We start from the raw sequence: 20,783 nt of genomic DNA, 5'->3' as shown, positions 1-20,783 counted from the left end.
TCAGAACGAAAAAAGAATGGAGATTTATACTTGAAATGAAACTCATTCCAAATTGAATTGAAAATTGGTATAAAAGGTTGATTTTGAGGAAACAATGCTTATGATGCTCAAATGGAGGTGGCTTTTTTGCACATAAGAAATAGTCTAATTGGTGTTATCTTTCTCCTAGCAGTCATTGGCTTTGGTACAAAATTATTTATAAATCCAGCTTCCCTTTTTAGGCAAATATTGTTTTCTGTTCTTGTAATAGCGGCTATCTTTTTCATTTATCGAATATGGATTGGCAAAAAATCTAATGCAAAAGAACAAAGAAATTTTATCAAAGCAGCCCGAAAATCAAAAAGGCGTCTAAAAAAACGGCAATCATCCGGTAAGCAAACCTTACAAGCCCGTAAAAAACCGATTCGAAAAAAATCAGACGTTCAGCTTACCGTAATCGAAGGAAAAAAAGGAAAAAAGAAAAATCGTGCAATCTTCTAAATCTTAATATGACCATTTTTTTAAAAATTCTTTGGTTCGCAAACGTCCTAAATCAATGAGGGCGTCTTTTTTTTCCTTTATTAAATCAAATTCAATCGATGTAAAGTTATCTGTCGGAATAAAGATAATATCCTTTTCCATTTGCCGCGAAATATATTTCATATCATGAGCGTCCTTCATTGTGTCAAACAATGCTCCAAATAATTGAAAGCCATTTTTTATTACATGTTTTCGATGATCCTTTAGCTTGGTGCTTAAAGAAATACCAATTACTGGCCGTATTTTTTTTGTGCCTTCTTCTACAAATAGCCACATTGGGAAATTACTTAATACTGCACCATCTACGATAAAGTTTGTACCATCTAAGGATTTTAGTTTGACTGGTTCAAAAAAATAAGGGATGCTACAGCTCATTCTTATCGCTTTTGCAACCGGAAAACTGTCGATTGGAACGCCAAGGTCCACTAAATTATCAGGTAGAACTAATAATCTCCCATTTGTTAAATCAGAAGCTACAACTCTTAGTTTTTCTTTCGGCATATCTGCAAAGGTATATACTCCCTTTTCCGCTAATTTCATTGATAGCCATTCTTCGAAAGCCTTGCCTCGATATAAACCTAATCTCCAGTATAAAAATAGCCATTTTGTGAATGGCAAAGGAAGCAACGTCTTTCGTGTATCCAGAAATTGAGAAAGATCCACTTCCGCAGCTAACTGCCTTAATTCTTGACTAGTATATCCGGCTGCAACAAGTGCTGCAATAATGGATCCGGCACTTGTCCCGGCAATCCGTTTAAATGTATATCCTCTTGATTCAAGCTCCTCATATGCACCAATTAATGCTAATCCTTTTATCCCACCTCCAGAAAACACACCATCAATCTCCATAATCTCCATCCCCTTCAGGTAGTATTTATATATTTTTAAGAATGGGGAAAGGAAAATAGAACTTATTAGCTTAAACAAAAATTATGTTTTAAATAGAAAAGGAGCTAAGCCCAATGCTTAACTCCTCTTTTTTTGCTTTACAATCCACATTTTAATTGGGCATTGCAATTGTCACAAGTATTGCATCCACCAATTTCTTTTACCGTTCCTTTACGACATACTGGACATGTATTACCTATTTCCGATCCAATTGTCACACTTGTGGAACGTAAATCCTGGATGGTATCCACTAATACGACCGCTGGTTTTTCCGGTTGATTTGCATTAACATCTTCATCAAATTGATTTTCTTCCGCCTTCAATGTTAAAACTTGCGAATCACGGCTGCCGTCAACATAAACTGTGCCGCCCTTTGCTCCGCCTTTATAAAGTCGCTCATAAACCTTTTGAACTTGTTCCACGGAATATCCGCGCGGTGCATTTACCGTTTTGGAAATAGAGCTATCAATCCATCTTTGAATGACACATTGTACATCTGCATGTGCTTCCGGCGCAAGCTCCATCGCTGTTGTGAACCAAAATGGAAGTTGATTTGGGTCTGCTTCTGGATGTTTGTCTAGATATTCTTGAACGATTTCCGCTTTTACTTCAATAAATTTACCTAAACGTCCGCTGCGGTAATAAGTAAAGGAGAAATATGGTTCTAAGCCTGTTGAACAGCCAATCATTGTTCCGGTTGATCCTGTCGGAGCAACTGTAAGAAGATGCGAATTGCGAATTCCATCCGCAAGAATGGATTGTCTTATGTCTTCAGGCATTTTGCTCATATATCCCGTTTCGATGAATGCTTTGCGTAATCTGTTAGTTTCCTCGTCTGTTTCTCCTACTAAGAATGGGAAGCTTCCTTTTTCTTTCGCAAGCTCAATAGAAGCACGATATGCTGTAGTTGCAATCGTTTCAAACACTTTATCTACAAGAATATTTCCTTCTTCAGAGCCATATTCTTTTTCACAGTAAATCAATAAATCGGCAAGTCCCATCACACCTAGACCTACACGGCGTTCACCAAGTGCTTGCTTTTTGTTTTCTTCAAGGAAATATGGAGTAGCATCAATAACGTTATCTTGCATTCTAACGCCAATTTCAACCGTTTGTTTTAGCTTTTCGAAATTAACCGTTTTATTTTCTTTATCTGCCATTTGTGCTAAATTCACCGCTGCTAAGTTGCAGACACTGAATGGTGCGAGGGGTTGTTCACCACATGGGTTTGTCGCAACAACTTTTTGTCCATATGCCTTTGCATTAGTCATGTCGTTTGCATTATCAATAAAGAAAATACCAGGTTCTGCAGAATAAGTAGCACAAATATTAATTAAATTCCACAATTCTTTTGCTTTCATTTTGCGGTATGTTTTGACTTTATGTCCGAGCTTTTCCCATTCACGAACGTCTCCGACTTTATGCCATTCTTCATTATAAATCTTCATTTCTTCCGCGCTATAATTTTCAACATCTGGGAAACGAAGTTCATATACAGCATCTTGTTCAACTGCATCCATGAAATCTTTTGTTAAACATACAGAAATATTGGCACCTGTTAAGAATTCTGGATTATGAACGGTATAGGTACCACCAGCAGTCAACTTTTCCTGAGCATCATTTAAAATACCTTCGCTAAAACCACCTTGGCCAGGAATCGATTTATAATTTAATATTCCCTGATACATCGCTTTTTCTTGTTCAGTCAGCGGTGTAAATTTGAGCTTTTCTTTCGCGTGCTTTTTAATTGTCTCGTCTTCTGTCGTCTCAAGTAAAAATCTTAATATACGAGGATTTTGCATTTTTGAAATAATAAATTCCACTATATCCGGGTGCCATGAAGAAAGCATTATCATTTGTGCCCCACGTCTTGATCCACCTTGTTCTACAAGATGTGTGAGTTTCGCAATATCATCCAACCATGAAACTGATCCGGATGATTTTCCGTTTACCCCTTTTGCTAATGTATTTCTTGGACGAAGTGTTGAACCGTTAGTTCCGACTCCGCCGCCTCGGCTCATGATTTCCATTACTTGCTTCCTGTGTTCGGAAATACCTTCGCGGGAATCAGGAACAAACGGCATCACATAGCAATTAAAATACGTTACATCTGTATCAGCTCCAGCGCCGTATAATACCCTACCGGCTGGAACAAAATTTAGGTTTACTAATTCTTGATAGAATTTTTCAAACCATTCTTTACGTTTTTCCTCTGTTTTTTCAACTGCAGCAAGGCCTGTTGCGTTGCGTTTCGCAATTTGCTCATAATAAACTTCTAAAGGCTTTTCAATTATGTCAATAGATCGAACAATTAAGCCTGTTTCTATTTCGTTTTGATCATCAAGTGCACTTCTGTACTCCTCCTCAATCAAAACCTTTGCAACATTTCTTTCCCAATCTATCTCTTGTATAAATCCTAATCCGCGAGCAGGAAATTTAGGGTCTTCTTTGATGGTTAAAACGACAAAGTCACCAGCTGTAAGAGTAATCTTTTCTGTATCCTTGAATGCATAGCGGTCAATCATGACAAGACGGGATACCCCTTTATGCGTGATGTGCATGTCAGAAGAAATAGGGTGAACTTGAGGAAAAAGACTAATATCCTTGTTTAACCTCTCCTTATCAATATTCATTTTTGTGGTAAACGCAACAGACATTTTGACAACTCCTTTATATATCTATCAATTTCTAACTCTAGCAAGTTAAACTCTGAGATGTATTTACTTATAATAAATTATCATAAATCCCACCTCAATATCAACATATAGTATTTAAAAAACAGAATTATATACTATATATAGTTTTTAGGTGACTTTTGTCCGTTTTTGTCAAATGTTGAATAAAGCAAAATTAGGAGATTAGAAGAGATATTCTAAGATTCAATAGGAATTATCCTTAAAAACAGATGAATTCCCACGTTGCAATAGAAACAATTAAAATTAAACCCCGCATTAAAAGGGAATTCTACGCAATAGCAATTTATAAAAAAAATAAATATTTTTGTTGAAATTTTTATTTTTTTATATTAGAAGGTGATTTTTTTAATCTTATACAGTTTTGTTAAAATGTTTTGATTCATGAAGCTTTGACGAATATAATAGATATAGTGTTACTCGCAGAAAGGAGCAAAAAAATTGTCACAATGGTATTTTTTTATCATCGTAGTTGTAGCGATTCTTGCTTATACTCTTTATAATTATTTTGCGCAAAAAAGAATCGTTAAAACATTAACAGAAGAAGAATTCAAAGCCGGATATCGAAAGGCTCAGCTTATTGATGTTCGTGAGGTAAATGAATTTGAGAACGGTCACATCCTTGGAGCCCGGAATATTCCTCTATCTCAAATGAAAATGAGAATGAAAGAAATTCGCCCGGATAAACCTGTTTATCTATATTGCCAAAGCGGAATGAGAAGTGCACGTGTCGCTCAGATGTTATACCGAAAAGGCTATAAGGACTTATATCAGCTACAAGGCGGCTTTAAGAAGTGGACAGGCCGTATTAAAGCAAAATAATGAAAACCGCAGATTGACTGCGGTTTTTTATATAGGCTCTATTATTTTTCGTTTACGTATGAGAATTCATAGGCGGAGTATTTCCGGCTAATGTATATAATGGAGGCATAAGTAGTAGATATAAGCGGAGATATTCCGATTAACTGCTCTAAATAGGACAAAATCCAAGGATTTGGATAACATAACCGGAAAACCTCCCCTTATTTTTAGGGAAATAGGAGTATTTCCAAATTTAAACGGAAATTTTCCGTTTATTTTTCAAACAGGTAAAATCAATATTCAGTTATAACAGGGCCTTTATATAAAAAAAGAAAGATAGGTGAAAAAGTTATGTTTTTACAGTCGATACAATGGAAGGATATAACCACCAACCGTAATTATCCTTTTTCTTTGCCGATCTTTGAAGATTTTCAGTCCATTCACTTTCTTCATCCAATTACTATTTTCATAGGGGAAAACGGGAGTGGAAAATCAACGTTTCTGGAAGGTTTAGCAGCAGCCTGTCAGCTTCCGACTGCGGGTGGTGCAGAAGTAAATGATGACCCTGATTTACGGCACGCAAAGGCGCTAGCTGATTCTTTCTTTATAAAATGGCGGGAAAAGACAAGAACAGGTTTCTTTCTTAGAGCGGAGGATTTTATATCATTCACAAAACGAGTCAAACAGATGAGATTAGAAGCGGAACATCAATTGAATTTAATAGAAGAAGAATACAGACATAAGTCAGCTCATGCAAAATCCCTAGCATCTTTGCCACACAAACGAACATTATATGAACTAAATCACCTCTATCAAAATGGTTTGGAAACTAGATCCCACGGTGAAAGCTTTTTAGATTTCTTTCAAGCAAGAATCAAGCCAAATGGGCTATATTTACTCGATGAGCCAGAAGCTCCTTTATCTCCTATGCGGCAACTTACATTAATCAGTATTATTCTCGAAGCAGTTCAAAGCGGATCCCAATTTATCATTGTCACTCATTCTCCAATATTAATGGGGATTCCTGATGCAGATTTATATACTTTTGATTCTCATCCTCCTGCAAAAATAGACTTTGAGGAGACGGAGCATGTTCAGATTACAAAACAATTTTTAGAAGCACCGCAGCGCTTTCTAAAATATCTATAGAAAAAGACCTCTTCCCAAAAAGAGGCCTTAATTATTATACTTGATATCTTAAAATCGGTTTTCGTGCCGCTTGTGTTTCATCAAGACGTTTAATGACAGTGTTATGCGGAGCTTCTTGCACAATCTCAGGATTCTCTTCCGTTTCTTTTGCAATTTGAATCATTGCATCGATAAAGGCATCAAGCGTTTCCTTTGATTCTGTTTCCGTAGGCTCAATCATCATACACTCTTCCACATTAAGCGGGAAGTAAATAGTAGGCGGATGGTATCCAAAGTCTAACAGTCGTTTTGCGATATCCAATGTACGTACACCAAGTTTCTTTTGACGTTTGCCGCTTAATACAAATTCATGCTTACAATGACGATCATACGGAAGATCATAATATTCTGCTAATCTTCTCATCATATAATTCGCATTTAATACTGCATTTTCTGTTACCGCTTGTAATCCGTCAGGACCCATTGTCCGGATATACGTATAGGCTCTGACATTAATACCAAAGTTTCCGTAATATGGTTTTACACGGCCAATGGATTGTGGACGATCATAATCAAAGGCAAATTCGTCCCCTTTTTTCACGATAACTGGTTTCGGTAAGAAAGGAATTAATTCTTTTTTCACTCCAACAGGTCCAGAGCCAGGTCCACCACCACCATGAGGTCCAGTAAATGTTTTATGAAGGTTTAAATGCACGACATCAAATCCCATATCTCCTGGGCGTGCTTTCGATAATACAGCATTAAGGTTTGCACCATCATAATACAATTTACCACCGGCGCTATGAACAATCTCCGCCATTTCAAGAATATTTTCTTCAAAAAGACCAAGAGTATTTGGGTTAGTCAGCATTAAAGCAGCCGTATCAGGTCCAACTAAGCTTCTTAAATCATCTAAATCTACCAAGCCATTTTCATTTGACTTAACCGTAATCGTTTCAAGACCAGCTACAGTAGCAGATGCAGGATTCGTACCGTGAGCAGAATCAGGAACAATTACTTTTGTTCTCTGTGTGTCCCCGTTTGCTTCATGATATGCACGAATCATCATTAATCCAGTCCACTCTCCATGGGCTCCAGCTGCAGGTTGAAGGGTTACTTCGTCCATTCCAGTAATTTCAATTAAATGCTCTTGTAAATCGTACAATAATCCTAAAGCACCTTGGACAGAGCTTTCATCTTGTAATGGATGAATATGGGCAAAACCAGGGTAACGAGCAACAACCTCATTAATTTTTGGATTATATTTCATGGTACAGGAACCTAGTGGATAAAATCCGGAATCAACACCGTGGTTGCGCTTTGACAACGCGGTATAGTGACGCATAATATCTAGCTCGGCTACCTCTGGAAGATTTGGTTCCTCTACTCGAAGATAATCTGTAGGAAGATATTCTCCAAGATTTGTTTCGGGTACATCTAATTCAGGTAAGCTATATCCAACACGACCTTGTTTCGTTATCTCAAAAATGAGTGGTTGATTTGCATTATTCATGGCTATCCCCCAATTCCTCTACGAAGTTATCAATTTCTTCTTTCGTGCGAAGTTCCGTTACAGCTATAAGCATATGATTCTCTAATCCTGGATAATCTCTGCCTAAATCATAGCCGCCAATGATGCCACTCTCTAATAATTTCTGATTAACTTCTTTAACAGGTTTAGCGAGCTTAACAACAAATTCATTAAAGCTTGGTCCTGTAAAAGCAATGTCAAACCCATTATCTTTGAAAACACGCTGAGCATATTGGGTCTTATGAATATTTTGTGAAGCCATTTCCTTTACGCCTTTTTTCCCTAAAGCTGTCATGGCTACAGATGCTGCAAGTGCATTTAATGCTTGGTTTGAACATATATTAGATGTAGCTTTGTCACGTCTAATATGTTGTTCACGTGCTTGTAGGGTTAATACAAATCCCCTTAGACCATTCTCATCTGTCGTTTGTCCCACTAATCGACCAGGAACTTTTCTCATTAATTTATTTGTTACAGCGAAATATCCGCAATGGGGGCCACCAAATGCAGATGGGATTCCAAAAGTTTGCGCATCCCCGACAACAATATCAGCTCCAAATGAACCAGGAGGGGTTAAAACTCCCAATGCTAGCGGATTACTTGAAACAACAAACAGCCCTTTAAATTGATGAGCAATAGGTTCAATCTCCTTTAGAGGTTCAATTTGTCCAAAAAAGTTTGGATATTGAACAATTACTGCGGCAACCTGATCATCTATTTCCGCTTTTAATGCGTCAAGGTTTGTAACACCATTTTCATGAGGAATTTCCACCACTTCAATGTATTGGCCTTTTGCATAAGTTTTTAATACTTCACGGGATTCAGGATGGACCGCTTCCGAAATAAGAACTTTTTTCCGTTTTGTTTGACCGCAAGAAAGCATTGCAGCTTCTGCAAGAGCAGTTCCCCCATCATACATAGATGAATTTGCTACATCCATACCTGTTAATTCACAAATCATCGTTTGAAATTCAAAGATTGCCTGTAATTCACCTTGAGAAATTTCAGGCTGATATGGTGTATATGCAGTATAGAATTCTGATCTTGAAATGACATGATCGACAATTGTCGGAATGTAATGGTCATATACTCCCGCTCCTAAGAAGGAAACATATTGTTTTAAGTCTGCATTCTTGGAAGCTAATCTTGATAATTCTTTTAATAAAGCTGTTTCCGATTTTGCTTTTTTAATATTATATTGACCTTTAAAACGAACTTTTTCCGGAATGTCTTGGAACAATTCATCAACTGAGTCTACCCCTATTGCTGCCAGCATCTCTTTTTGATCTTGTTCTGTCATCGGCAAATAACGATGCGTTGTCATGTTTCGGTTCTCTCCCATCCTATTTTTTTACCCTTTTATAAAATGGTGTTGGCACAACTTTAGCCTTTAATAATTTCCCACGTATTTCTACGTTTACTTCTTGGCCAATTTCACTATTTTCGATATTGACTAGTGCAAGTCCAATGTTCGTTTTGAATGTTGGAGATTGTGTACCTGAAGTTACTTCACCAATTTCAACATCACTTGCGAATACTTTGTAGCCATGTCTTGGAATGCCTCGATCAATCATTTCAATTCCAACTAACTTACGCTTTAAGCCATTTTCTTTTTGAGAGGCTAAAGCATTTTTACCGATAAAATCAGCTTCTTTCCCTACTTTCACGGCAAAGCCAATTCCCGCTTCCAATGGGGAAATATCTGCAGAAAGCTCTTGTCCGTATAAAGGAAGGGTAGCTTCAAAACGAAGTGTATCCCTTGCACCTAGTCCACAAGGTAATACTCCATCTTCTTTGCCGGTCTCTAATATAGCTTTCCATAAGCTTGCTGCATCTTCTTTTTTGCAATAAATTTCAAAACCATCTTCCCCAGTATATCCAGTTCTTGAAACCAGTGCAGAAGCTACAGATAAGTCAACGTTGGAAGAAAATTTAAAAAACTTAATCTCCGACAATTCCTTGTTTGTTGCTAGTTTTTGTAGAATTCCTTGCGCTTTCGGTCCTTGAATGGCAAGCTGTGCAATGCTATCAGAAATATTTTCAAGCTTCACATCACCGAATACATGCTTCTCTAGCCATACAAAATCTTTTTCAATATTTGCTGCGTTTACAACGAGTAAGAAATCTTCCTCTGAATTTCTATAGACCAATAAGTCATCAACGGTGCCGCCATTTTCATAACACATTGCAGTGTACTGGGCACCGTTATCTGCAATTTTCGCAATATCATTTGTCATCATTTTTTGTAAAAACGCTAAACTGTCTTTACCTTTTACCGTGAATTCTCCCATATGAGAAACATCAAATAATCCAGCTTTTGTTCTCACGGCTTCATGCTCTTCCTTAATGCTAGAGAATTGCACCGGAAGCTCCCATCCGCCAAAATCAATTGTTTTCCCACCATATTCTTTATAAACATCAAACAATGGTGTTCTTTTTAATGACATTCTTTTTCCCCCTCATTTGATAGTAGAATTCTTACTATGCTCTTTTTTAGGCAGAAAGGCATAAAAAAGGACAGAAAAACTCTGCATATTAAAGCCTGAGTTTCTCTGTCCTGTAACCTGAAAGTTTACCGTCATAATGGTTTTCCTCTTGGGTGGCTTATAATAAGCACTCTCCAGAGCTGCGTCAAACAAGAGTCTTTTTGCCTGAGAGATTCACAACTTTCGCTATTTGCTCCTTCGGCGCTGCCAAGTACGCGGCAGTCTCTCCCCCTGTTCTCATTCGCCTATATTAAATTAAAAAGTGGGCATACTAAGAAATAACGAAAATGTCATGCTTTACTTTATGTTCAAGCTATTTTCATCCTAACATTAAACACATTTTTCAGCAATCATTTTTAGTACAGAATTAGGACATATTTTATTCTATTTTACAGTCCTTGGATCACAGAATAAGGAGTGGCATAAATGACGATCCATATTGAATTTGATCAAGTTTGGGGAGAGGAATTATCAGAGCGTTTCGGGAAGGATGGTCCATGGGGAAATTGGGAGCTTTATAAGCTAGCAATTGAAATGGAAAAACATTTCATTATCCCTGAATTTGAAGGATTACAAGCTCCAAAGCATTTAGCAAATCTTAAACCTTTGCCACATCAATTAGAGGTTGCGAGACAAGTAGTCGAAAAGATGAACGGAAAAGCGATTCTTGCAGATGAAGTAGGGCTCGGGAAAACAATTGAAGCCGGCTTAATCTTAAAAGAATATATGATTCGAAAACTGGTGAAAAAAGTTTTGATTTTAGTACCTGCCTCATTAGTTTCTCAATGGGCTTTCGAGTTAAATACGAAATTTCATATTCCTGCTGTTGCACAAAAGAAAAGCTATGTATGGGATCAATGCGATTGTGTTGTTTCATCTATCGATACAGCGAAAAGAAGTCCGCACAGAGAAAAAATATACGAACAAAATTATGATTTAGTGATAATCGATGAAGCGCACAAATTAAAAAATCATAAAACCAAAAACTATGAATTTGTTCAAAATCTTAAAAAGAAATTTTGTTTATTATTGACGGCGACCCCTATCCAAAACCGGATTGACGAAATCTTTCATCTCGTGTCTTTATTAAAGCCCGGACATCTAGGCAACCAAACAGGGTTTCTTGAGAAATATAAAAATGGGGATCGTAATATAAAAGATGATAAACATCTTAATGATTTAGTTAATAAGGTTATGATCCGCAATCGCCGTGCAGATACAGGAATTGAATGGACGAAACGCCATGTAAAAACTGTATTAATAGAATTTAATAACGAAGAAAGAGAACTTTATAATGCAATTGATGTTTTAAAAGGAAATCATGATTATGTCGCAAATGCCGGATTTACCATTATGACACTGCAAAGAGAAGCATGCAGCAGCAGAGAGGCTGTATATTATACTTTAAAAAATATGCTTAAAAAAAGAGAAAATCCAACACCTGAATTTGAGGAAAAAATACACTTCCTCATAAAAAAAATTGAAGCGGTTAAACAAAATTCAAAAGCGGAAAAAACACTGGAGCTTATAAAGCAAATAAATGATAAAGTTATCATTTTTACAGAATACCGTGCAACCCAGCTATATTTGCAATGGTTTTTAAAACAGCATGGAATCACTTCTGTTCCGTTTCGGGGCGGATTTAAACGCGGAAAAAAAGACTGGATGAAAGAACTGTTCCAAAAACATATCCAAGTTCTGATTGCAACTGAAGCTGGCGGGGAGGGAATTAATCTACAATTTTGTCACCATATGATTAACTTTGATTTGCCATGGAATCCGATGAGATTGGAGCAAAGGATTGGACGTGTACATCGTCTTGGTCAGGAAGAGGATGTGCATATTTATAATTTTGCTACAAAAAACACAGTAGAAGATCATATTTTAAAGCTGCTGTACGAAAAAATTAATTTATTTGAGCGGGTTATTGGAGAGCTGGATGACATATTGACAAGACTGGAATTCGGTAAATTGGAGAACCATTTAAAAGATATCTTTCAGAATTCTAAATCTGAAGGGGAAATGAAAATAAAAATGGAGAACCTAACAGAAATGATTCAATTTGCAGAAACGATGAAAAATCGAGAGGAGGAAACGCTGCATGCAGCAGGAGGAAATTCATCAATATCTTGAACGTTACTTCTTGGCTAATGAATGCGAAATTTTGGAGAACCAAAATGGTTATTTAACCGTACAACTTACTATTGATATGGATAAAGAACTTATGAATCGCCCTTTTTATTGGCATTATTTAGAGAAAACAGGTGGTATTCCTAATCCTGCAAAGCTAACTATTATTACAGATAAAAGTAAAACTCCTGATGAAGTCAAAGGCGAAATGATTCATTTCGGAGCACCTCGGCTTCATCAAATATTTCAATCGACGAAAAAACTCGCTGGGTTTATTCGATTATTTGAAGAGACAAAGGTTTTACATAATCAACAACGACCTTTGTATCCTTGGTTAGGTGTAAATATAAAAATCTCCTATCAATGTGATCGCAAGCGGGATATTTTTCGATCTTTTGGTCTTAACATGATTAATGGCGGATTAGTGGAAAATTTTCAAGACTATTTACAAACAAAAAAGCTTACACCAAAGATACCCGATTTATGTTTTACGCTATCCCCTATCATTATGCCAAAAAGCGGAATAAATAGGATCGAAGCATTTTTAAAGCAAGAAATATTAATGGAAGATCATGAATGGGCCGTACAAGCTAGACAAAGATGGGATGAGGATTTAGCATTATTAGATCATTTTTATGAAGACATGGAGGAAAAACCGGAAAGCTATCAAATAGAAAAGGAAGCTTTACGTGAGCAATACGAACCGAGCATTAGAATAGAAATTATTAATGGGGGACTTTTCTATTTAACACAGCCAACGGTAAATTAAGAAAATCGCAAGCTCCTTGCACATTAGCAGGCCAATAGGCAATATAAGAATACAGCATATGATGATTCACATATTTTTTAACTTTAAAAAAAGAAAGAAAATAGAAGAGACTTTTTAAAATTGACTCTTCTATTTCCTTTTAAAAATCATCAAAATGGCAAATGGTATCATCCCAAACCATCTGTATAAAAATGGAGATTTTTCTAATTTTCTTTGCAGCCGAATTTCTTTTCTAGCTGTTTTCGGTGTATCGAAATGTTTAACAAAGGTTTGAGTTATATACTTAATATAATCATTTGTTGACACTACAGGCACTCCTCCTTTATTTATTGCAGTGTGCCCATTAAGTGTCTATTTTATTCTTTTTATTATTTCATATGATGTTTCATCGATACTTAAATGAGTTGTATCGATAATAAATTTTGCCGTATTTTCATAGAAACATAGTCTTGATTCATATAACGCTTGCACTTCGTCCAAGGTTTTATTTACGAAGAGAGGCCTGGAAGTATCATACTCGATTCTTTCCATAATTTTTTCTATTCTACATTTAAGAAAAACAGATGATCCAGTTGTTTGGATAAAATCTCTATTTTCTTTACGCAGAATAATCCCGCCGCCTGTCGTAATAATACCATTGATGTTTTTGGTACTTAGGAGTATTTCCGATTCTTTGTCCCGGAAATAAGGTTCTCCTTTTTCAGCAAATATTTGAGATATTTTTTTCCCTTCTGCTTGTTCTACTAAATGATCCGTATCAAACACAGGTATATGAAGATCCTGAGATAATTTTTGTCCAATTGTTGTTTTTCCTGCACCCATAAAGCCGATAATATAAAGTGGCAGCATTTGTTAGAGCTTCTCCTCTCAAATTTCGATCCATTTAGAAATTCGCTTATCTTCCTGATCATAAATTAGTTCATTTTTCGTTACCTGTCCATATGATAGATATGTTACAAGGATGATTCGATATCTACCATCATCCATTAATTCAATTTGATAACTTACCTTTCCTTCATCATATGATATCACTCCTTGCATCTTCATTTTTTGATTTTCGATACGTTCTATTAAGGTTTTCATTGTTAAGGAAATCATACTGTTCCTTATATAGTAACTTTTTGTTTCATGAAGATAGCGTGATTCCGATAAATAAATTTGGACGGAGGAAAGAATAACAAAGAAAACAACAAAGGTGACCATCAGAGTATATGGCAACATAAATCCTTTCTCACTTTTCAATTATCTCTCCCCCTACCTCGGGTTCTTCCTTCATAACCGGTTTAAAAATTGTAAATCCAGCAATTTCTTGATGATTGTTTGTAAATTGAATCACAAGATTAATATGATTTGCTTTCATCGTAAACTCCGCATTTCTTACTTTTTGCAATACTACCTCATGTCCAGTATCATGTACACGTCTGCGCAGCAATAAACCAAATGACTCATAGGTAACCTTCTCTCCATTTACTTGTAAAATTAGTTTGTTTCCCGTAATATCTACCGAACTGCTATTCCTTATTTCCCTTCTTAACTGTATCAGAAAGATGTTCCATTCATACGCGTCCTCTGTGGATAATGAATGATTGATATGATTAAATCCTTTTATTACTAAGGGAATAAGACTTAATATTGTCACTGCGATCATTAAAGAGATAATACTTTCTGCTAATGTAAAACCTTTTTCACTTTTCCAATTCTGTAACACATTTTTGCCCGTTTTCATAGAAAACACATGCTTTCCACATCCCGTTGTTAGACGTTAATTGAACCTCATACATCTTCCCTTCAATGGATTGGCTGCTTACCGGTACTGTATCGTTAATCGTAAAATGTTCTATTGATTCATATAAAACTCGATACGCCATTAATTGTTCCTTTTCATCATTTAATTTCATGATCATCTGAAACATAAGGGGAAATAGAACAGTTGCAACAAAAAGGATTGCACCAAATGAAACTAATCCTTCTGCTATGGTAAAACCTTTTTCATTCCTGCACACGGAATCTTCCCCTTCCAATATTAAAAATCAATTTAAACGTCTGTCCGTTTATCTCAAATGCAAGTGTTCCAAATCTGCTAATATTGCCATCCCTCAGAATATTGAAGGAGTTGAAAGAACCATTTAATAGTTTTACAGACGAAGTCATAGACCTATTCACAATTACTGTTCCTTTAGCAGTCTTCATCATATAGCGGTTATAAGCCGGGTAAAATTGAACTGTTACTAACTCTTGCCTGCTGATCGTATAGGTTTGGGCATAGTACAGGTCTGCTTCTAATTGCGAAATAACCATCTTCTTTTCTAGTGTGCTTTTTAGAGGCTTGAGACTTGCAATACTTAGAGAGAGGAAAATGGTGAGAATCAATAATACGATTAAGACTTCGATTAGTGTAAAGCCTTTGTTTCCAAGATAAGCTTTCAAGAGTTGCTCCCTTTTGACTCTGTAACTTTTCCATCCGAGTCAATGCGTACAGAATTTCCGTTAGGGCAAGTCTTCCTATCTTCCTTCAGGTACTTTTCTTTGATAAGTTCAGATACATCCGTAGGATATTTATTAAATTCCATTTCATAAGCTTCCACTTGTCCTTGCACCATATTGACAAAAGCTTCGCATCCTTTATTATTAATGTTTTTACTATGCTTTGTGATATTAGGAATAGCAACAAAAATTAAAATGGTTATGATCAATAAAACGACCAACATTTCAATCAATGTGAACCCTTTTTCACTTTTCACTAATTTCAAATGTAAAACCTCCTTAAATAGAATCCATCATGTCAAACATCGGCAGCATTATGGACAAATAGACGGCGAGTACTAATAAGCCAATAATGAAAAACATGACAGGTTGAATTATTTTAAATACCTTTTCCATCTTTTCTTCGATTTGTCCAAGACAAAAACGGCTATAAAACTGTAACTCTTGATCCAATCTTCCATTTTTTTCACCATGTTGGATTACCATAATTAACTGAGGATCATAGAAGGAAAACTTAGAAAGGGAATTGGAAAAGGAATAACCTAATGTCAGATCTTTACGAATCAACTCTGCTGTGTTTTTAACTAATGGTCGGTAATGTTGTGATGCTATGCAGGCTAAAACCTCATTAATAGAAAAACCGCTCTGCAGTAAAAATGAGCATTCTCGAGCCAAAAATTGACTATTAAACAATCGAAAATAGAAACGGACTGCAGGAATCCGTGCTATCCATTCCGCGTTTTTAACTGGTGTATTTTTTGAAAAATACAAACAGGAGAAAAGGAATACCAAAAATACAATTACACAAAATATAGAAAGTAATAAGGGTCCTTTTTCCATTAGCTGGGTAAAAAATCGAATCAGTGGTGAAGGATGATAGTCCATTGAGGAATAGAGGTCTGTAAATTGTGAAAGTAATAGGTTTTTCAGCAGAAACAGAATAAGGATGAGAATCCCTATCAAAACCAGCGGATACTGTAATAATTTCATCATCATTTTTCGCTCATTATCTCTTTTAATTAAATACGTTCCAGCCTCCTTTAATGCTATTGCTATGTTACCGTGTTTATCAGCAAAAAATATTTGTGCACAGGCTTTTTTATCAAATTGTTCTTCACTGAGAATCTCATGAATTGGTATTCCTTCTTGTAATTTCTTTAACATCGCCTGTGTAAAACTGCTGCCCCTTTGATCCATTCTTCCTAAAAAACCGATGGCATCTCCCATGGAAAAACCATTTTGCAGCATATCGCCGAGTCTATTTAAAAACATACCCTGCTCTTTCAAGGTTTGCTTCTTCCGTTTCAAAAACCCAGCGATCATATTCTTTTTTAGAAATATATCCAAGTGCAATCCCCTTTCGTAACGATTCTTTTAATGTGAAATATTGATATGGAACATTTTCACCACTAGCTTCATTTAATACATGCTGCAATGATTTCCCATACAAAAGCTCATAAACGGCCGCTCTTCTTTTTTCATGATAATGCGGACAATATTTGGAACATTGATCTCCGCAAAACGGACAAATGAGCGTAACAAGACGTTGAGCTGTAATCCCGATTATTGTTTGTTCAATTTCATTTAGTTTTATCCCAAATTCTAATAAGCGATAGATCGCTCCCTTTGCATCTCTTGTATGCAATGTGCTAAGTACTAAATGACCTGTTAAAGCTGCTCGAACAGCTATTTCTGCAGTTTCATGATCCCGAATCTCTCCCACGATAATAATATCGGGGTCATGACGTAAAATCGCCTTTAAGCCTGTGCTATATGTTATCCCCGCTTTTTCATTTACCTGTACCTGTAAAAAATGTTCATTTTTTATCTCGACAGGATCTTCTAAAGTAATAACATTTCGTATATCTTTATTTGCGCATTTCTCGACTAATGTGTACATGGTTGTAGATTTCCCACTGCCAGTCGGACCTGTAAACAGCAAAAGCCCATGTGAGTGCATTAATAAAGACATGAGTTTTTTAGCACTGTTAGGAAAAAGTGATATTTGATCAACGGAAAATGTTTTTTTATCTGAGAGGATTCGAATAACTAGGCTTTCTCTGGAATTTGCAGTTGGGAGAGTGGAAATTCTTAAAGACGTATTATGATGTGGAATACTCAGTTGAAAGGAACCACTTTGAGGTTTTCTTTTTTCACCAATGTCTAACGAGGCCATAAACTTGAAATGGGATACAAGTCTTTCCCCTATTGTAACGGGTAGGGGCCGATGCGGAGTTAATCTGCCGTAAAGTCGAAATTGTGTAAGATAATCATCTTGTCTAGGGATAATATGAATGTCAGTCGCATTCAATTTTATCGCCTGTTCTAATAGCAAATCTGCTACTTTTTCAATGGACATATAGAATAATACACCACCTTTTATTTTCGTAAAGACTTATTTCGACAAAAAGATGGATTTTCCTGCAAGATTTTAAAATTTTTCATAAAAAATTTCCATGTGGTACGATTAAAAAAATATATGCCTGAGCAGTTACTTACACTGTTTTTTTCTAATTTCTAGCTTAAATTAAATAAAAAAGAACCAAAGCAGGGAGTCAAATGGAAAACTCCATACTTTGGCTATTAACACCTTTTTAATAGGTACTTAACTATTTGATGATAAAAATTCATCTAAAGCTTTTTTGTTTTGAGCTAAATCGATACTTAATACCTCCCCTAAATGGTCATATCGTTCATTTGTAAAGGATCCATTAACAGGAATTCGCATGGTCTGTATTTTGCTGGACTTGCTTGTGAGCAAGTCTTTTCCCAATGACAAAAGGGTAGGTGTATCTATGTTCGTATCCACATATGGTTCAATTACCCCCATTATTTTAGGAAGTTTCAAAAGGCTTGTCATACTGTAAGCTTGATCCTTCAGTTTGCCAATCACTTCCTGCTGCCTTTGAACTCTACCGAAATCACTTAGATTATCATGTCTAAAACGGACATAACCTAATAATTTCTTTCCATGGAGCACTTGCTTCCCCGGTTGTAGCGTCATCCCGATTCCATAAGACATTTTAGACGGAACATCCACTTCAATCCCTTCAGGGGCAATGACATCCACTACTTTTTCAAATCCTTTGAAATCAACAACCGCGTAGTAATTAATATCGATTCCAAAGTTTTCTTGAATCGTTTGTCTTAAGAGCTCTGTTCCACCGATAGCATACGCTGCATTAATTTTTTGTCTTCCATGTCCAGGAATATCAACAAAACTATCCCTCATTATCGAAATTAATTTTGCTTGATGAGTATTCTGATCATAATGTGCAACCATTATAGAATCCGTTCGAGCAGGTCCTTCTCCACGTGAGTCACTACCTAATAAAAGAACATTTATTTTTCCAAATTTAACTTCTTCACCTTTAAATGATATTACATTTTTGTTATCGTCTTTAAAATTTCCTGCCTTTGCTATTTGGACACCTTGTATATATTCAATAATTGCATAAATACCTACACCAAAAGTAATAAAAACTAATAAAACGAATATTACACGTCCCCATCTTACACGCCTTCTTCTCTTTTTTTTCTTCATTTTTCTCTCCTTGTAAAGTATGTACGCGAATCTTTTTTCATTTTTTGTCGAATAAACAAGCTATTAATAATATGACATAACTTTATTTCACTCAGATTACAATGCTTTAAAAATAATATGAACTTACATTTCACAAGACTTTTTACACATCATTTTTGAAAGAAGAAAATAAAAAAACATTCCTAGTTCAAGGAATGTCGCTGCTTGGTTAATATTGATTTTAAAAAATAATTTTGATGTTGCATTTTCCCATTACATAATTATTTCATTGAATATGATTTGATAATTCAATCGGATTACTCTCCCTTTATAAAAAATTAAAAATTACTTCTTCAAAAGTTCCGACAATGCCTTTTTTGCAATCTCTTTATCATCAAATTGAATCGTTTTGTTTTCTAGAATTTGATACTTTTCATGTCCTTTTCCCGCAATTAATATAATGTCATCCTTAGTAGCAATATTAATCGCTTTTACGATAGCCTCATCACGGTTTACAATGGACAGACAATTATTTGGATTTACCATTCCGTTACGAATATCTTCTATAATGCTAACTGGATCTTCGGTTCGGGGATTATCCGAAGTGATGATAACAGTATCGCTATATTGGTTTGCTATTTTCCCCATAACTGGTCTTTTTGTTTTGTCTCTGTTTCCCCCACAACCAAATACCGTAATAATTTTTCCTTTTGCAAATTCTTTAATCGTAGATAAAGCATTTTCCAATGCATCTGGAGTATGGGCGTAATCTACTATCACGAGGAATTCCTGACCAACGTTTACAATTTCCATCCTGCCATCCACACTACTTAATTCACTTAAACTTTTTTTAATATCCGATAAGGAAACTCCTTCAAGTAAAGTAGCTGTGATTCCAGCCAAAGCATTATAAACATTAAATCTTCCTACTAAGTTAAGATCAATCTCTATTTCTCCAGCAAAACATTTAAGAACAAACCTAGTCCCTTTAGAAGTTAGCAAAATATTATCCGCTGTAACATCTGCTTTTTTGCTTATGCCATATGTAATAACTTCTGCTGGTGTTATTCTTCGAAAGAATTCTTTTGAGGGATCATCTGCATTCAAGACAGCATATTTATTATTTTTTGGTGTGAAAGCATTTCCTAACCTAGAAAAAAAGGAAGCTTTCGCATCCCTATACGCCTCAAAAGTACCATGATAATCTAAATGGTCTTGGGTTAAATTTGTAAAGATAGCAGTCTGAAAATGACACCCAAGCACCCTTCCCATATCCAGCCCCTGAGATGACACTTCCATTACACAGTATTCGGTATTAACTTCTGCCATTTTCCGCAAGTGTCGCTGAAGGATTGGAGGTTCTTGCGTATTGATATCGGTAGGGTAAACATTGTGATTAATTTTAACCCCGTTATTCCCCATTAGGCCTGTTTTATATCCGTAGTCTGAAAGAATCTTATCGATTATGTATGAGGTTGTTGTTTTCCCGTTTGTTCCTGTAATTCCAATTAATTTCATGTCTAATGACGGATAACCATAAAAATGGGTTGAGATAATTGCCATTGCATATCTTGCATCATTCACAATGATTGTTGGAACATCTATTCCTAAATCTCTTTCCGTAACTAATGCAATAGCTCCATTTTTTATTGCATCATTTGCATAATGATGTCTGTCCTCTAAAAATCCTGTGATCCCAGGAGTACAAATGAATAAATTGCCTTTTTCGATTTTCCGTGAGTCCATTTGAATGCCTGTAATTTCAACATTCATGTTACCTATTGTTCGTTTTATCGTTAGGAGTTTTGAAATTTCTATCAATTTCATCTAA

At 35.8% G+C, this 20,783-nt stretch carries 21 protein-coding genes and 1 riboswitch; of the genes, 5 read left to right on the top strand and 16 right to left on the bottom strand.

Features of this window, described 5'->3' with window-relative positions:
• Window positions 1-126 precede the first annotated feature (126 nt).
• A complete protein-coding gene (locus AN964_RS08710) occupies window positions 127-480 on the top strand; it encodes an SA1362 family protein (RefSeq protein ID WP_055739304.1) in 354 nt (117 codons plus the stop codon).
• 3 nt (window positions 481-483) lie between these two features.
• Here the strand turns inward: AN964_RS08710 and AN964_RS08705 are convergent, their stop codons facing one another.
• A complete protein-coding gene (locus AN964_RS08705; RefSeq protein ID WP_055739303.1) occupies window positions 484-1,368 on the bottom strand; it encodes a patatin-like phospholipase family protein in 885 nt (294 codons plus the stop codon).
• Between the two features lie 137 nt (window positions 1,369-1,505).
• Window positions 1,506-4,064, bottom strand: a complete 2,559-nt coding sequence (locus AN964_RS08700; RefSeq protein ID WP_055739302.1) for a vitamin B12-dependent ribonucleotide reductase — start codon at window positions 4,062-4,064, stop codon at window positions 1,506-1,508.
• 477 nt (window positions 4,065-4,541) lie between these two features.
• Here AN964_RS08700 and AN964_RS08695 point away from each other — a divergent pair, with 477 nt between their 5' ends.
• Together AN964_RS08695 and AN964_RS08690 are read left to right on the top strand one after the other, a co-directional pair.
• Complete coding sequence (locus AN964_RS08695) at window positions 4,542-4,922, top strand: rhodanese-like domain-containing protein (RefSeq protein ID WP_055739301.1); 381 nt, start codon at window positions 4,542-4,544, stop codon at window positions 4,920-4,922.
• A 330-nt stretch (window positions 4,923-5,252) separates the two neighbouring features.
• Window positions 5,253-6,050 carry an AAA family ATPase gene (locus AN964_RS08690; protein ID WP_055739300.1) on the top strand — a complete coding sequence of 266 codons (798 nt, stop codon included), beginning with the start codon at window positions 5,253-5,255 and terminating at the stop codon, window positions 6,048-6,050.
• Between the two features lie 34 nt (window positions 6,051-6,084).
• Here AN964_RS08690 and gcvPB read toward each other — a convergent pair whose 3' ends face one another.
• From gcvPB to gcvT, 3 genes are read right to left on the bottom strand one after another with little or no spacing between them, the layout of a single operon-like run.
• A complete protein-coding gene (gene gcvPB, locus AN964_RS08685) occupies window positions 6,085-7,542 on the bottom strand; it encodes an aminomethyl-transferring glycine dehydrogenase subunit GcvPB (protein WP_055739299.1) in 1,458 nt (485 codons plus the stop codon).
• Window positions 7,535-8,884, bottom strand: a complete 1,350-nt coding sequence (gene gcvPA / locus AN964_RS08680; RefSeq protein ID WP_055739298.1) for an aminomethyl-transferring glycine dehydrogenase subunit GcvPA — start codon at window positions 8,882-8,884, stop codon at window positions 7,535-7,537. The genes gcvPB and gcvPA overlap by 8 nt, the downstream gene beginning before the upstream one ends.
• Before the next feature lie 19 nt (window positions 8,885-8,903).
• Complete coding sequence (gcvT, locus tag AN964_RS08675; protein WP_055739297.1) at window positions 8,904-10,007, bottom strand: glycine cleavage system aminomethyltransferase GcvT; 1,104 nt, start codon at window positions 10,005-10,007, stop codon at window positions 8,904-8,906.
• Window positions 10,008-10,189: 182 nt separating this feature from the next.
• Window positions 10,190-10,287, bottom strand: a riboswitch (glycine riboswitch).
• A 185-nt stretch (window positions 10,288-10,472) separates the two neighbouring features.
• Between gcvT and AN964_RS08670 the strand changes: the two genes are divergently transcribed.
• Window positions 10,473-12,179 carry a DEAD/DEAH box helicase gene (locus tag AN964_RS08670; RefSeq protein ID WP_055739296.1) on the top strand — a complete coding sequence of 569 codons (1,707 nt, stop codon included), beginning with the start codon at window positions 10,473-10,475 and terminating at the stop codon, window positions 12,177-12,179.
• Window positions 12,148-12,945: a YqhG family protein gene (locus AN964_RS08665; protein WP_055739295.1), complete on the top strand. Its 798-nt coding sequence runs from the start codon at window positions 12,148-12,150 to the stop codon at window positions 12,943-12,945. The genes AN964_RS08670 and AN964_RS08665 overlap by 32 nt, the downstream gene beginning before the upstream one ends.
• Window positions 12,946-13,074: 129 nt before the next feature.
• Here the strand turns inward: AN964_RS08665 and AN964_RS25415 are convergent, their stop codons facing one another.
• The 11 genes from AN964_RS25415 to AN964_RS08615 all read right to left on the bottom strand — a co-directional run bounded on the left by AN964_RS25415 (window position 13,075) and on the right by AN964_RS08615 (window position 20,779).
• Entirely contained in the window at window positions 13,075-13,251 is a 177-nt protein-coding gene (locus AN964_RS25415; protein WP_083489266.1) for a YqzE family protein, read from the bottom strand.
• Between the two features lie 45 nt (window positions 13,252-13,296).
• Window positions 13,297-13,794: a shikimate kinase gene (locus tag AN964_RS08660; protein ID WP_055739294.1), complete on the bottom strand. Its 498-nt coding sequence runs from the start codon at window positions 13,792-13,794 to the stop codon at window positions 13,297-13,299.
• A gap of 18 nt (window positions 13,795-13,812) precedes the next feature.
• The gene (gene comGG, locus AN964_RS08655) at window positions 13,813-14,187 is read right to left on the bottom strand and encodes a competence type IV pilus minor pilin ComGG (protein WP_055739293.1); all 375 of its coding nucleotides are present in this window, start codon (window positions 14,185-14,187) and stop codon (window positions 13,813-13,815) included.
• Entirely contained in the window at window positions 14,177-14,671 is a 495-nt protein-coding gene (gene comGF / locus AN964_RS08650) for a competence type IV pilus minor pilin ComGF (RefSeq protein WP_055739292.1), read from the bottom strand. Before comGF ends, comGG begins: the two co-directional genes overlap by 11 nt.
• Window positions 14,631-14,948, bottom strand: a complete 318-nt coding sequence (locus tag AN964_RS08645; protein ID WP_055739291.1) for a type II secretion system protein — start codon at window positions 14,946-14,948, stop codon at window positions 14,631-14,633. Before AN964_RS08645 ends, comGF begins: the two co-directional genes overlap by 41 nt.
• Window positions 14,935-15,372 carry a competence type IV pilus minor pilin ComGD gene (comGD, locus tag AN964_RS08640; protein WP_055739290.1) on the bottom strand — a complete coding sequence of 146 codons (438 nt, stop codon included), beginning with the start codon at window positions 15,370-15,372 and terminating at the stop codon, window positions 14,935-14,937. The genes AN964_RS08645 and comGD overlap by 14 nt, the downstream gene beginning before the upstream one ends.
• Complete coding sequence (gene comGC / locus AN964_RS08635) at window positions 15,369-15,695, bottom strand: competence type IV pilus major pilin ComGC (protein WP_083489265.1); 327 nt, start codon at window positions 15,693-15,695, stop codon at window positions 15,369-15,371. The genes comGD and comGC overlap by 4 nt, the downstream gene beginning before the upstream one ends.
• A 13-nt stretch (window positions 15,696-15,708) precedes the next feature.
• On the bottom strand, window positions 15,709-16,716 hold the full coding sequence (comGB, locus tag AN964_RS08630; RefSeq protein ID WP_183102050.1) for a competence type IV pilus assembly protein ComGB: 1,008 nt from the start codon (window positions 16,714-16,716) through the stop codon (window positions 15,709-15,711).
• Window positions 16,688-17,788 (bottom strand): competence type IV pilus ATPase ComGA, encoded by a 1,101-nt coding sequence (gene comGA, locus AN964_RS08625; RefSeq protein ID WP_055739288.1) that lies wholly within the window; start codon window positions 17,786-17,788, stop codon window positions 16,688-16,690. The genes comGB and comGA overlap by 29 nt, the downstream gene beginning before the upstream one ends.
• Window positions 17,789-18,034: 246 nt before the next feature.
• Window positions 18,035-18,973, bottom strand: a complete 939-nt coding sequence (locus AN964_RS08620) for an LCP family protein (RefSeq protein WP_055739287.1) — start codon at window positions 18,971-18,973, stop codon at window positions 18,035-18,037.
• 324 nt (window positions 18,974-19,297) lie between these two features.
• Window positions 19,298-20,779 (bottom strand): UDP-N-acetylmuramoyl-L-alanyl-D-glutamate--2,6-diaminopimelate ligase, encoded by a 1,482-nt coding sequence (locus AN964_RS08615; RefSeq protein WP_055739286.1) that lies wholly within the window; start codon window positions 20,777-20,779, stop codon window positions 19,298-19,300.
• Window positions 20,780-20,783: the final 4 nt, after the last annotated feature.

It is taken from the genome of Heyndrickxia shackletonii, assembly GCF_001420715.1.
GTDB lineage: Bacteria > Bacillota > Bacilli > Bacillales > Bacillaceae_C > Margalitia > Margalitia shackletonii.
Note: the sequence above shows the minus strand (reverse complement) of the source record. Positions and strands in the feature narration are given on the sequence as shown.